Annotated in this window: 12 protein-coding genes and 1 other annotated feature; of the genes, 8 read left to right on the top strand and 4 right to left on the bottom strand. The window is 36.4% G+C overall.

Annotation, left to right across the window (positions count from 1 at the left end; genetic code table 11):
* Nucleotides 1–69 precede the first annotated feature (69 nt).
* Genes BAZO_RS12110 through BAZO_RS12120 form a run of 3 tightly spaced genes read left to right on the top strand, consistent with a single transcriptional unit; the run spans nt 70 to nt 2,046 of the window.
* Nucleotides 70–498 (top strand): type IV pilus modification PilV family protein, encoded by a 429-nt coding sequence (locus tag BAZO_RS12110; protein WP_003331831.1) that lies wholly within the window; start codon nt 70–72, stop codon nt 496–498.
* Between the two features lies 1 nt (nt 499).
* A complete protein-coding gene (locus BAZO_RS21230) occupies nt 500–958 on the top strand; it encodes a PilW family protein (protein WP_003331832.1) in 459 nt (152 codons plus the stop codon).
* The gene (locus BAZO_RS12120) at nt 958–2,046 is read left to right on the top strand and encodes a hypothetical protein (RefSeq protein WP_003331834.1); all 1,089 of its coding nucleotides are present in this window, start codon (nt 958–960) and stop codon (nt 2,044–2,046) included. The genes BAZO_RS21230 and BAZO_RS12120 overlap by 1 nt, the downstream gene beginning before the upstream one ends.
* 310 nt (nt 2,047–2,356) lie before the next feature.
* Here BAZO_RS12120 and BAZO_RS12125 read toward each other — a convergent pair whose 3' ends face one another.
* Complete coding sequence (locus BAZO_RS12125) at nt 2,357–3,658, bottom strand: bifunctional folylpolyglutamate synthase/dihydrofolate synthase (protein WP_003331835.1); 1,302 nt, start codon at nt 3,656–3,658, stop codon at nt 2,357–2,359.
* A 204-nt stretch (nt 3,659–3,862) separates the two neighbouring features.
* Between BAZO_RS12125 and BAZO_RS12130 the strand changes: the two genes are divergently transcribed.
* From BAZO_RS12130 to mntR, 4 genes are all read left to right on the top strand, one after another.
* Complete coding sequence (locus tag BAZO_RS12130) at nt 3,863–4,105, top strand: FeoA family protein (RefSeq protein ID WP_003331836.1); 243 nt, start codon at nt 3,863–3,865, stop codon at nt 4,103–4,105.
* Nucleotides 4,105–4,776: a FeoB small GTPase domain-containing protein gene (locus BAZO_RS12135; protein WP_003331837.1), complete on the top strand. Its 672-nt coding sequence runs from the start codon at nt 4,105–4,107 to the stop codon at nt 4,774–4,776. The genes BAZO_RS12130 and BAZO_RS12135 overlap by 1 nt, the downstream gene beginning before the upstream one ends.
* Nucleotides 4,777–4,780: 4 nt before the next feature.
* Nucleotides 4,781–6,178 carry a nucleoside recognition domain-containing protein gene (locus BAZO_RS12140; protein WP_003331838.1) on the top strand — a complete coding sequence of 466 codons (1,398 nt, stop codon included), beginning with the start codon at nt 4,781–4,783 and terminating at the stop codon, nt 6,176–6,178.
* A 95-nt stretch (nt 6,179–6,273) separates the two neighbouring features.
* The gene (mntR, locus tag BAZO_RS12145; RefSeq protein WP_003331839.1) at nt 6,274–6,696 is read left to right on the top strand and encodes a transcriptional regulator MntR; all 423 of its coding nucleotides are present in this window, start codon (nt 6,274–6,276) and stop codon (nt 6,694–6,696) included.
* 107 nt (nt 6,697–6,803) lie between these two features.
* Here mntR and BAZO_RS12150 read toward each other — a convergent pair whose 3' ends face one another.
* The 3 genes from BAZO_RS12150 to BAZO_RS12160 all read right to left on the bottom strand — a co-directional run bounded on the left by BAZO_RS12150 (nt 6,804) and on the right by BAZO_RS12160 (nt 11,018).
* Nucleotides 6,804–7,190, bottom strand: a complete 387-nt coding sequence (locus BAZO_RS12150) for a hypothetical protein (RefSeq protein WP_003331840.1) — start codon at nt 7,188–7,190, stop codon at nt 6,804–6,806.
* A gap of 38 nt (nt 7,191–7,228) precedes the next feature.
* Entirely contained in the window at nt 7,229–8,155 is a 927-nt protein-coding gene (locus BAZO_RS12155; RefSeq protein ID WP_003331841.1) for an Rpn family recombination-promoting nuclease/putative transposase, read from the bottom strand.
* A gap of 217 nt (nt 8,156–8,372) precedes the next feature.
* Nucleotides 8,373–11,018, bottom strand: a complete 2,646-nt coding sequence (locus BAZO_RS12160) for a valine--tRNA ligase (protein WP_003331842.1) — start codon at nt 11,016–11,018, stop codon at nt 8,373–8,375.
* 81 nt (nt 11,019–11,099) lie between these two features.
* Nucleotides 11,100–11,459: a binding site (T-box leader), on the bottom strand.
* Nucleotides 11,460–11,735: 276 nt separating this feature from the next.
* Between BAZO_RS12160 and BAZO_RS12165 the strand changes: the two genes are divergently transcribed.
* Nucleotides 11,736–12,659 (top strand): nuclease-related domain-containing protein, encoded by a 924-nt coding sequence (locus BAZO_RS12165; protein ID WP_003331843.1) that lies wholly within the window; start codon nt 11,736–11,738, stop codon nt 12,657–12,659.
* Nucleotides 12,660–12,749 lie beyond the last annotated feature (90 nt).

The raw sequence follows: 12,749 nt of genomic DNA on the forward strand, positions 1-12,749 counted from the left end.
TTGATTTTTGAATTATTTAAATCATGTTGCAAATAATAAATAGAACACTGTTCTCTGAAAGGTAATGTGATGAATGTGTTAAATAAAAGAGACATGAGTGGCTTTACATTAATTGAAGTCTTAGTGGCAGTTGTAATTTTATCGGTTATTCTTTTATCATTTTTCGTTTTTTTTAGTCAGTCTGCCTTATTTACAAATAAGAATAATCATCAATTAATGGCAATCAATCTTGCTCAAGAGGTTATCGGGATTATTAAAAGTAATAACACTATCTTTCAACATAATAAATCGTTTGAAGATCCATTTTCTGAACAAGAGAAAATCATTTTGGGAATTGACAATAACCAATATTTCGTTAACAAAGAGGAGCAATTTAAACTTCAACTAGAGCTAAGGAAAGATAAAAATTATCCCCTCTATTTAATTCATATTCTGATAGAAGAACCTAAGGATTCGGTCATCACTGAAACCTACCATTACTTGGAAGGCTCCTTATAATATGCGTGAAAAATATAATCGAGGTCTAACGTTAGTAGAGTTGTTGGTAACAATTGCCATCTCAACAATCGTAATGGGGATTGCCGCTTCTGTATTGATTAATAGTATGAATAGCTATAAAAATATTGCTTCCGAGCAGCTTCTTCAGCAGGAAGCAAACCTATTACTAACACAACTGCGGACGATTCATCAGCAAAATAGGAGTTACACAATTTCCTACGATAAAAATGAAAACATTTATATCGTAACCTATCCAAATAGTACGACGGATACACTTGGAAATCGAAATGTTTTCTTTGAGGTAGAAATCAATAATATGAAGATATCAGAAAGCAATCCTTTTAGTGTTTCACCGGATACGAATCTTTTGAACGTAAAAATTAAGGGAACGGCTCCGAATGGGAGCACTCCTTTTGAAATTGAGACAGGGATTATTCGCATTGAGGCTGGGATGAGGTAATGAATATTTTTCATAATAATCGAGGTTCTGCCCTTGTTACTGTACTTTTGGTCATGGTTATTATTCTCATTTTTTCAGCCGTTTTATCAGCAGCTGTCCTGAATTCTGCTAAACAAACGGGGATTAGCCAAAAACAGATTCAAGCAACAAATTTGGCCGAAATGGGGATATTATATTTTCACCAATATTCCCTCCAGCAAATAAAGAAGGCAGAAAATGAGGTAAAGGACTTTCGTTTGAAAGATCCCAAAGTTAAAATAGATGATCTATCACGGCTTTTTTGTAGTTCAATTCAACTAAATGGTTTCCCGGCTATTCCTACTTCTATGAAATCCAGTTATCAATCAACAATAAAAGATGTAACTATCAATCGAAGTAACTGCAACCATATCGAGGTCCATTTTACGAGTGAAGGTGACTTTATGGGGTATAAGAAAGTGATCAATGGGAGCTTTTTAATCGATAATCATAGTCTAGCAAACAACGGAAACGATATAGGGAAAGATATTATCTTTCCAAATCCGCCTTCCAATTTTAACAGCTGTACTAGACTTGAACTATGTAATAATAAAGGTAACATCTTAATATCCGGTACGAGTGTTGTTGACAAAAAAACGGATCTCACAATAAAAGGGCTATATATTAATGGAGGGCTTGAATTAACCAATAACGATAGTGATATTGTAATTCAATCCGGTAATTTGTATATTAATGGAAAAGTTACGATTGGGAATAAATCATCCATCCTTGTTCAAAATGGAGATGCCTATTTTAGAGATATTACTGGAGCAGTAAATGGTGAAATAACCGTCAATGGTGACGCTTATATATTTGGTGATGTGACAAATTTTAAAACAAATAAAGGTAACCAACTGTTAATTAAAGTAACAGGGACAGTCTATGTTGCGGATAATAGTGACCTGCCAGGTAATTACCCAAGCTATTGCAATGCTACTAAATCTCGTGGAATTTGCGCGTCGGCTTATTCCTATATTAGTCAATCTCCTCTAGCAAACATATCTAAAGGGGAAGAACCATTTCTGGGTTGGGCATTGGATGAGGACTCCTTTGAAATTGAATATAAATAAAAGACAAGACTGCTTTTCATTGGCGGTCTTTTATTCTTTCTTTTGAAACAGCTAAGGTTAAGGAATTTCTATCCACAGATTTACCAGACATATCAACAAAGGATGAATTACAAGGACAGGTATTACGTAAAGATAAAACCCTATATAATTTCTTTTAAAAATAATCCTCAAAAAGATGTTTACACTATCATCGCCTTCCAACATATGCACCAAAATAAAAAATATTGATTTTGGGAATCATACAGGTTCTATGATTCCCCTTTTCAAGTCCCATCTCAGTTTTTGGGAATTATACAAACATTCTCTGTTGCTACCTGCATTCTAGCTTACGAACTTCCGAGATAAAATAAAGCGACCCGGTAATAATTAGAACTTCTTCTTCACTCCTACCGATTTCCCGCTTCTCACTTTCAATTGCTTCCTTCCAATCCACATTAACGTGCTTATTTGCTGATGAGGAAAGCTCAAATAGTTCGCTAGCCTCCGTGCAACGAGCGAATTCAAATTGAGTAAAAGTGATTTTATCTGCAATAGCATCCAATTTGCCAATCATTTCTTTTAAAGGTTTGTCCTTAAGTGCACTAAAAATGATGTGAACTTTTTTGTCCGAATAATATCTTTGGATTGTCTTGCACAATGTATCAATACCTTCAGGATTATGGGCACCATCAATAAAGGTAAGCGGCTTGTCTGAGACTTTTTCGAAACGTCCTTTCCACGTTGTTTTTAAAAGACCAGTTCTAATATGCTCTTCATCAATAACAAAGGCAAAATATTGTTTTAAGTATTCAATCGCCATCAAGGCAGTTGCAACATTTTTCACTTGATGCTCGCCTTTCATTGTAATTTCTAGGTTTTCGAGCCTATTAAATAGCGATTGAAACGTAAATACTTCATTGCCATTATGTAGGGCTGTATCGATAGTTTTAAATTCTTTGCCTAATCTGTATAGCTTAGAGTTTTTCGATTTAGCTACATCAGCAATGATTTCCTCCGCTTCAGGTTGTTCAACTGCCGTTACAACTGGGAAACCTGACTTAATGATTCCAGCCTTTTCTTTTGTGATTTCCTCTACTGTGTTGCCAAGGATATTCATATGATCTTGTCCGATATTTGTAATCACTGAAACGAGTGGTGTGATTACATTTGTTGAATCTAAACGTCCACCAAGCCCTGTTTCAATAAGTGAAATGTAAGGGACAGCAACTCTTGCAAAATATTCAAGTGCAATCACAGTTAATACTTCAAATTCCGTTGGGACACCGTATTCCGTTGCTTCGCATTTTTCAACGATTGGTTTTACTTTTTTTACAAGCTCCACAAAGTCCTTATCAGAAATTGGTACTCCGTCTACACTAATTCTTTCATTAAAACTTTCGATATATGGCGAAGTGAAGGTACCTACAATATAGCCTGCTTCTTGTAAAATATGACGCATGAAACTTACAGTTGAGCCCTTGCCATTTGTACCGGCAACATGAACAGTTTTTAAGCGTCTTTCTGGATGACCCAACTGCTCGAGCATGTAATTCATACGCTCTAAGCCTGGTTTGATCCCAAATGTAGTACGGCTGTTTAGCCAGTGAAGTGCTTCGTTAAATTCATTGTTCATTAGTTAATCCTCCTACCATACTTACAGTATATACCTACAATAATTGTAAGAATAACTCTTTCTTATTGTCAACGTGAGTGGCTTACATAATTTTTTGAAACAAAATAGTTTACTTTTTATTGAAATTTGCATACAATAAAATAAAATTTTCCCTAAGGAAACTTTTTGGCATCCATATAACTATTTTGAGTGAGGGTAAATATTATGATTGAAAATTCGATACCACTTTGTCAATGTGAAACTGGTGATAAGGTTGTAATAGAAAGCATGTCCATCCAAGGTGTGATGCGCCGTCGTTTATTAGATTTAGGGTTTGTAAAAGGAGCACTTATCGAAGTTTTGCAAAAAAGCCCATTGGGTGATCCCGCAGCTTATCGAGTTAATAACACAACGATTGCTTTGCGAAAAGAAGAAAGTTCCAAAATCTTTGTAAAGGAGCGCACATGATGAGTACATTTAAAATTGCCTTGGCCGGTAACCCCAATACTGGAAAGAGCACCCTTTTTAATGCACTAACCGGCTTAAAACAGCATACAGGCAATTGGGCCGGAAAAACCGTTGAACTGGCGGAAGGGGCATTCGAATATTTGGATGACACATTCAAAATCATTGACCTGCCAGGAACCTATTCCTTATATTCCAACTCAGTTGATGAAGAGGTTGCCAGAGATTATATTCTTTTTGAAAATCCTGATGTAACCCTCGTTGTTGTAGATGGAACAGCTTTGGAACGGAATTTAAATCTTGCCCTTCAAGTACTAGAAATGACAGAAAAGGTGATTGTCTGCGTTAATTTAATAGATGAGGCGGAAAAAAAGGGAATTACAATAGATAGCGGGCGGTTGTCTAAACAACTAAATGTACCTGTTGTAAAAATTTCGGCAAGAAACAAGCTGGGCTTTGACCATTTATTTAAAACAATCCACGACCTAGTCCATGGAAACATAACTACAAAAAAATACAAAATCAATTATTCTCCAGAACTAGAAAAGAAAATTGATGAATTAGAACCGATTGTTGAAAAAATAGTTGGCAATCGCTTCCCCTCTCGCTGGATTGCACTGAGGCTTTTAGATGGGGATAGAGGATTAGTAGAAAGCTTGAATAAAAGGATGTGAGAACATGGGTGCACAATTACCGTTACCAAATTCTTCATTAGCTGATGTTGCAAAATTTGCTTCTACATTGGTAAATGAAGAAATACGAGATGAAATTGTTGAAAATATTTATAAGGAAAGTTCAACGATATGCAAAAATGTTGTGACATATAAAGACAAAGAAAAATGGAAAACAGAAAAAATTGATGCAGTTCTGACATCACCTATATGGGGATTTCCCATTATGTTTATCATGCTTGGCATCGTATTCTGGATTACAATTGCTGGAGCAAATGTTCCATCAAGTCTAATTGCTTCCGGATTTGCTTGGGTGGAACAGCACATAACTCAATTTTTTATTGCGGTCCATGCACCCAGCTGGCTACATGGAGTATTAGTTCTAGGTTTCTTCAGGGGAACCGGGTGGGTCGTAAGCGTGATGCTCCCACCAATGGCTATATTTTTCCCGCTGTTTGCCTTGCTTGAGAATTATGGCTATTTGCCCCGGGTTGCTTTTAATCTTGACCGCCTTTTTAAAGGGGTCGGCGCACATGGAAAACAGGGTCTGACAATGGCAATGGGGTTTGGCTGCAATGCGGCCGCAATTATGTCAACAAGAATTATCGAGTCACCAAGGGAGAGAATGCTGGCGATTCTAACGAATAATTTCGTACCATGTAACGGTCGCTGGCCAACGTTAATCTTGATTGCATCCTTATATATGGCGGCCACCTTTAGCGGTGGAATGGCTACCATCGTAACAGCTGCGACAGTAATGGTTCTGGTCTTATTCGGAATTGCTGTAACCTTATTTGTATCGTGGTTTTTATCTAAAACATTGTTAAGAGGGGTACCTTCCCACTATACATTAGAACTCCCCCCTTATCGTCGTCCAAAAATTTGGAACACCGTTGTGCGCTCAAGTCTTGATAAGTCATGGTATGTTTTAAAAAGAGCGGTTATCGTTGCTGCCCCAGCTTCCATCCTTACATGGATTTTAGCAAACATTACTATTGGGGATAGCTCCATTCTCATCCATTTTGTTGGTTTTCTAGACCCTTTCGCGAGAATGTTAGGTTTGGATGGATTTATTTTGACTGCTTTTATTCTAGGATTGCCTGCTAACGAAATTGTTGTTCCGATTCTTTTAATGGGATATTTATCCCAAGGGGCTTTACTTGAAATTGATAGTTTGGCAGAGGTTAAGCTGATTTTTGTTAACCAAGGCTGGACTTGGTTAACAGCCCTAAACATGATGCTGTTTTCTCTACTGCATTATCCTTGTGGAACAACTTTGTTTAATATTTACAAAGAAACAAAAAGTAAGAAATGGACCTTTCTCTCCTTTCTTATTCCAACCATGGTTGCCGTTCTTATAACCTTTTTAATCGCAACAGTAGTAAGGGCACTTGGTTGGATATGATAATTGGATAGTCGCTTTCCTATAATTTGTTGTAAGACCTTTTATCTTCCTTTATAATTATAGGTACACTGAAAATTTTTAAGGATGGTATCGAAATGCCTACACCTAGTATGGAAGACTATCTTGAACAAATTTATTTATTAATTGACCAAAAAGGTTATGCAAGGGTATCAGATATTGCCGAAAATTTATCTGTTCAACCATCTTCCGTAACTAAAATGGTACAAAAGTTAGACAAAGACGACTACCTTATATATGAAAAATACCGAGGTATTGTACTCACGCCGAAAGGAAAAAAAATTGGTCAACGATTATTATTACGCCACGAATTGTTGGAACAATTTTTAGAGTTAATCGGGGTAAAAAAGGAGAATATTTATAATGATGTTGAAGGCATTGAACATCATTTAAGTTGGAACTCCATTGATCGAATTGGCGATCTCGTTCAGTATCTTGAAAAGAACAAACAAGAATATGAAAATTATTTAATGGAACTTAATAACTCCGAAAAAAATTAAAAAAGCAAATCTCATGTAATTTTGAGATTTGCTTTTTATTTTTTATGCAGACTGATTGTTTAATGTTTTAATTGCTGTTGAACTTTTTCTAATTCATCTATTGACAATTAAGTTATTTTAGCGATTCTTTCCAAATCAATCCCTTCGTTAATTAAATTACGAGCAACTTCTTTTTTCACTTCTCTTAACCCTTCTTCTTTGCCTTTTTCAAAATATGACGTTTTTGGGTATTTAATGGTCCTTTGAATTTCCTCTAAAGGTAAAAATTTCGGTCTACAAACAATAGTCTTGAAAGATTCATATTCAATAAATTCTTTTTCTTCAGATGTCCAAATACGAGTAATTTTAATAGAATATGTTCCAATCCCATCAACAATAATAACAGAGCCAACCTCCGATTTTTCTTCGCTATCATAGGCAGCAAGACCATTTTCAACATGGAAATAATATACATACTTCGGTTTGAATTTTCGATCTGGATGAGAAATTATCAAGTTTTTTCATCCTTCCAAATTAAATTAGAATTTTAATATTAATGAATTAGATTTTTAATCGTTTCCTTGCTAAGTTTTGTTAATCTTTCAATTTGTTCAACTGTATAGCCATCCTTCAGCATACTTTGGGCTACTTCAATCAAGGCTTCTTTTTTTCCTTCCTTTTTTCCCACCTTTATGCCTTCTTTTATCCCTTCTTCTTTACCTACCTCAATCCCTTTTTTAACTCCTTCCTCTCTGCCTTTCTCATGCCATGAAGTTGTGATTTGCATAACCTTTTCCTCCTCTTCACGTCCTAAAGATTTTATTTCATCATATAGTTGTTTTTCTTCGTCTGAGGTTAATTTTAAGTATGTTTCAAAAAAGCCAGCAATTAATTCCGTTCTCACTGGGTCTAATTCCAAGCGAACTAACATTCTTAAGAATTCTTTTTTGACTTGGACACGTTCTTCATCGGAATACCCCATTTTACTTAAAAGTGCTGCTGCTACTGGATTATCTTGTTTTAAATATTCTCGCCAGTTCTGGGATTTTAATTCAACCTTCAAAAATTGAAAATTAAGGACTTCAAGAAAAGGAAATCCTATTGAAAATGTGTTTGGCTCATTTTTAAGTTTATCATAACCGAAAATAGCAATAGGCAAAATTTGTTTACGATGTTCGTCATAAAGCCGAGTAAAATAAGAAAAAATTCGTTCGTTAAAGTCTATTTGCTCATAGGATTGGGATTCAATGTACACAAGAATAAACCCATCTTTACCTTTAAGCTTTGTTTCAATCAACAAATCCACAACTTTCTTTTCACCTTTAAAAATATCTCGAATTAATTCTTGTGATAAAAATACTGTATGATTGAAATCAATTTCTTCACATGCTTCAGGAAAAAATAAAATCATAAACTCTTCAAAAAAGTTATTAAGCAGTTCTTTATATAGACCGTCATGATTAATGCGTTCCTTAGACATTGCATCAACTCCCACGATTTACCTCTATTATAGCAAAATCATGGGAATGTATATAGACCGCATTTAAAAAGCTAATACCATACCTTAGCCTAAGTCCGACGGGAGAATTCAATTTTTTAAGGATCTTTATAATTCTGAAAAAGAATAAAAAGCAAATCTCATGATAATTTTTGAGATTTGCTTTTTAGTTCCTCTATTTTGGGGTCAGAGTCTGTCTTTAGCCTCTTAATTCCTGAATGCGCGCTTCCACTACTGCACGTTTTTCAAGGTAATCTTGTTCTTTTTTACGTTCTTCTTCAACAACATTGGCTGGAGCTTTTCCTACAAATTTTTCATTGCTTAATTTCTTTTGAACACGGTCTACTTCTGCATTTAGTTTTTCTAATTCTTTTTGCAGACGGGCAATTTCTTCATCAATATTAATTAAGCCTTCTAGTGGTAGCGATAATTCTGCACCTGTCACTACTGCTGTCATTGCTTTTTCATCTGTTGATAGTTCAGTTGCGATTGTTAATTCACTTGGGTTACAGAATCGTACTAAGTAATGACGATTTCTTTCTAAGCTTGCTAAAATATCATCGTTTTTCGCTTTGATATTTAGCTTGATTTGCTTACTCATTGGTGTATTAACTTCCGCACGGATATTACGTACTGAACGGATAATGTCTACCAATAGTTTCATTTCTTCGGCAGCTGCATTATCTGTTAAGTCAGCACGTACCTCTGGCCATTTTGCTACCGTAATAGACTCGCCTTCATGTGGAAGTGCTTGCCAAATTTCCTCGGTAATAAATGGCATGAATGGGTGTAGTAAGCGCATTGTATTATCAAGAACATAAGCTAATACAGAACGAGTTGTCTTCTTCGCTGCTTCGTCTTCACCATACAATGGAAGCTTCGCCATTTCGATATACCAGTCACATAGATCATCCCAAATGAAGTTATAGAGAACACGACCAACCTCACCGAACTCGTATTTATCAGCCATTTTCGTTACTGTTTCGATTGTTTCATTTAAACGAGTTAAAATCCACTTATCTGCAACTGATTTTTCACCGCTCAGGTCAAGCTCTTCATATTTAATGCCATTCATATTCATGAGGGCAAACCGGGATGCGTTCCAAATCTTATTGGCAAAGTTCCATGTTGATTCAACTTTTTCCCAAACAAAACGTAAATCCTGACCTGGTGAAGTACCAGTTGATAGGAAATAACGGAGTGAATCCGCACCGTATTTTTCAATGACATCCATAGGGTCTACACCGTTGCCAAGGGACTTACTCATCTTACGGCCTTCTGCATCACGAACAAGGCCATGAATAAGAACATCTTTGAACGGGCGTTTTTCTGTAAATTCAAGTCCTTGGAAAATCATTCTTGATACCCAGAAGAAAATGATATCATAGCCTGTTACTAAGCAATCTGTTGGGTAATAACGCTTGAAATCTTCAGCGTTTTCATCCGGCCAGCCTAATGTTGAAAACGGCCATAGTGCAGAACTAAACCATGTATCTAGAACGTCCTCATCCTGATTCCAATTTTCCGCATCAGCTGGTGCCTCGTGACCAACATAAATTTCGCCTGTCTCTTTATGGTACCAAGCCGGGATGCGGTGACCCCACCATAATTGACGAGAAATACACCAATCTCTGATGTTTTCTAGCCAATGTAAGTATGTTTTTTCAAATCTTTCAGGAACAAAGTTTACTTTTTCACCGGACTTTTGTTGTAGTTCAATTGCTGCGTCAGCAAGTGGCTGCATTTTTACAAACCATTGTGTTGAAAGATACGGCTCAACAACGGCCCCACTGCGCTCTGAATGACCAACTGAATGTAAATGATCTTCGATTTTGAATAGAATACCTTGGTCTTGAAGATCTTTCACGATTTGTTTGCGGCAAGCAAAACGGTCCATGCCTTGGTAAATGCCTGCATTTTCATTCATCGTTCCATCTTCATTCATAACTAAAACACGTTCAAGATTATGACGATTTCCTAGTTCAAAGTCATTTGGATCATGGGCAGGCGTAATTTTTACCGCCCCTGAACCAAATTCCATATCAACATAATCATCAGCAACTATTGGAATTTCACGGCCAACGATAGGGAGTTTTACCGTCTTACCAATTAAATGTTGATATCTTTCATCCTTAGGATGAACAGCAACAGCCGTGTCGCCAAGCATTGTTTCTGGACGTGTTGTCGCAACTTCAATGGAACCTGAGCCATCTGCTAATGGATAATTCATATGATAAAAAGCACCCTGAACATCTTTGTAAATAACCTCGATGTCAGATAAAGCTGTTTTCGTCTGTGGGTCCCAGTTAATAATATACTCACCGCGGTAAATGAGACCTTTTTCATAAAGCTTTACAAACACCTCGCGAACCGCTTTTGAAAGACCTTCATCTAATGTAAAGCGCTCACGGCTATAATCAAGGCCAAGGCCAAGTTTAGACCATTGGGTACGGATGAAATTTGCATACTCCTCTTTCCATTCCCAAGATTTTTCTAGAAACTTCTCACGGCCAAGGTCATAACGTGATTTACCTTCCTCACGAAGTTTACCTTCAACCTTTGCTTGAGTCGCAATGCCAGCATGGTCCATCCCTGGTAGCCATAAAACATCATAGCCCTGCATCCGCTTCATTCTTGTTAAAATATCTTGGAGCGTTGTGTCCCACGCATGACCAAGATGTAGTTTACCTGTTACATTTGGTGGTGGAATAACGATTGTATACGGCTCTTTTCCTGAGCTTGGATCAGCTTCGAAAAACTTTCCTTGCAGCCACCATTCATAACGATTTTCTTCAACAGCTTGCGGATCATATTTTGTAGGTAAATTGATCTCTTGATTAGTCATTCCTTTGTACCTCCTGATTTGGTTGGGAATTTAATTATGTATTTTTTTTTCAAAAAAATAAAAAAACTCCCTTCGTCCATATAAAAGGACGAAAGAAGCTATTCTTCGCGGTACCACCTTTTTTCATTGATATTTTTGTTATGGCTATTTGATTATGCGATACATACCCGCATACCCATGCAAAAAAATATCAATGCGCTCAAACAGATAACGGACTGTGGCCGGCTTTTCCTACTTACGTTTTGATTGGGCAAGTAAATTTTTGCAGAATAGTTTAGCAAATTAAGAAGCTCCACACATACTTCCCACGTTAGTTTACGTTTTGTTCAGAAAAGCTGCTCAAGGGCTACCTTCCCGCGCTACATCCTAAGAGATCTCCCAGCAAATTGACCTCTCTCTCTGAAGGGTTCACGAAGTACTCTTCCCTATCATTGCATTTCATTGAATTGAATTAACTTACTTATCAATATGGAATTTCAGCCGAATTGGTGACAATGCTGAAATATAGCGCCTAGCACTCATTTCAATTTTTATATTCACTTAATATATATTACCTATAACAAATTCAAATCGTCAACATTATCCCCAATATTTTTCTTTTTTAAAACGATATTGCGAGGAAAAAATGTCGTTTGTTGAATTTTTTTCTTGTAAAAATTGTTTATATTACATAAAATTAACATATCTTTATAATTTAATTACAATGGAGGTATGTTCATGAAAATTCTGAAGCCCCGATTTGTTTCTCCTGAATTAAAACTCCTTAGATTTCTACATTCACGTATGGGATTTCCAATTGATGATTTAAGACGTTTTGAGAACCTTGAGAAGGGATTTAAAGGTGAACAGCAATTTGATATATGGTCTGAGGATATTTTAATTGATGGTTTAATTTTAAATGATTTGCTTTTTGAGGTTAATAACACCGTTTTTCAAATTGACTCTGTGCTGATTTCTCAAGGAACGCTGTTTCAATTTGAAGTCAAAAATTATGAAGGTGACTATTATCTTGAAGGCGACAAATGGTTCACATTATCAGGGTCTACAATTAGGAATCCTTTGCACCAGCTAGAACGAAGCGAAACAATGCTTAAGCAACTTCTCCAAAACAATGGCTACAACATGCATATCGAATCTTACCTAATATTCATAAACCCTAATTTCCACTTATACAATGCTCCAATTAATCCATCCATCATTTTCCCAACACAGCTTACTCGATTTATGGACAAGCTCAATCGAACACCATCAAAATTAAACGGAGGACATTCAAAACTTGCTGAAACCTTAGTTTCAAAACAGACATTTCAATCTCCCTATAAACGATTACCCAACTATGATTATAACCGGCTTGAAAAAGGTATATGTTGTCCGCATTGTCGAACATTTGTAGATGTAACCTTAAAGTGTAAATGTGGATTTGAGGAGGCTCCCTCTGCAGCAATTTTGAGAAGCATTGAGGAGTTTCGATGGCTGTTCCCGGATGAAAAGATTACTACGAATAGGATTTATGAGTGGTGTAAGGGGAATAAGTCAATAAGAACTATTCGTAGAATTCTCGCAAACAATTTTGAATATGAAGGCTATGGAAAGCCCGGGCATTATATAGTACCGATAGAGTTTAATAGAGCAGTTAGATAGTTATCATCATTTTGCGGACAGGACCTGCTCTGGACACAGTCGGTTTGGCCGCATTTTCCCTTTTTGCGGACAGGACCTGCTCTGGACACA

The sequence above is a fragment of the Schinkia azotoformans LMG 9581 genome (genome assembly GCF_000307855.1).
In the GTDB taxonomy this organism is placed as follows: domain Bacteria; phylum Bacillota; class Bacilli; order Bacillales; family Bacillaceae_J; genus Schinkia; species Schinkia azotoformans.

Coding starts and splice junctions, on each gene's coding strand:
- BAZO_RS12110 (WP_003331831.1), top strand. CDS start 70: ATGAATGTGTTAAATAAAAGAGACATGAGTGGCTTTACATTAATTGAA.
- BAZO_RS21230 (WP_003331832.1), top strand. CDS start 500: ATGCGTGAAAAATATAATCGAGGTCTAACGTTAGTAGAGTTGTTGGTA.
- BAZO_RS12120 (WP_003331834.1), top strand. CDS start 958: ATGAATATTTTTCATAATAATCGAGGTTCTGCCCTTGTTACTGTACTT.
- BAZO_RS12125 (WP_003331835.1), bottom strand. CDS start 3,658: ATGAACAATGAATTTAACGAAGCACTTCACTGGCTAAACAGCCGTACT.
- BAZO_RS12130 (WP_003331836.1), top strand. CDS start 3,863: ATGATTGAAAATTCGATACCACTTTGTCAATGTGAAACTGGTGATAAG.
- BAZO_RS12135 (WP_003331837.1), top strand. CDS start 4,105: ATGAGTACATTTAAAATTGCCTTGGCCGGTAACCCCAATACTGGAAAG.
- BAZO_RS12140 (WP_003331838.1), top strand. CDS start 4,781: ATGGGTGCACAATTACCGTTACCAAATTCTTCATTAGCTGATGTTGCA.
- mntR (WP_003331839.1), top strand. CDS start 6,274: ATGCCTACACCTAGTATGGAAGACTATCTTGAACAAATTTATTTATTA.
- BAZO_RS12155 (WP_003331841.1), bottom strand. CDS start 8,155: ATGTCTAAGGAACGCATTAATCATGACGGTCTATATAAAGAACTGCTT.
- BAZO_RS12160 (WP_003331842.1), bottom strand. CDS start 11,018: ATGACTAATCAAGAGATCAATTTACCTACAAAATATGATCCGCAAGCT.
- BAZO_RS12165 (WP_003331843.1), top strand. CDS start 11,736: ATGAAAATTCTGAAGCCCCGATTTGTTTCTCCTGAATTAAAACTCCTT.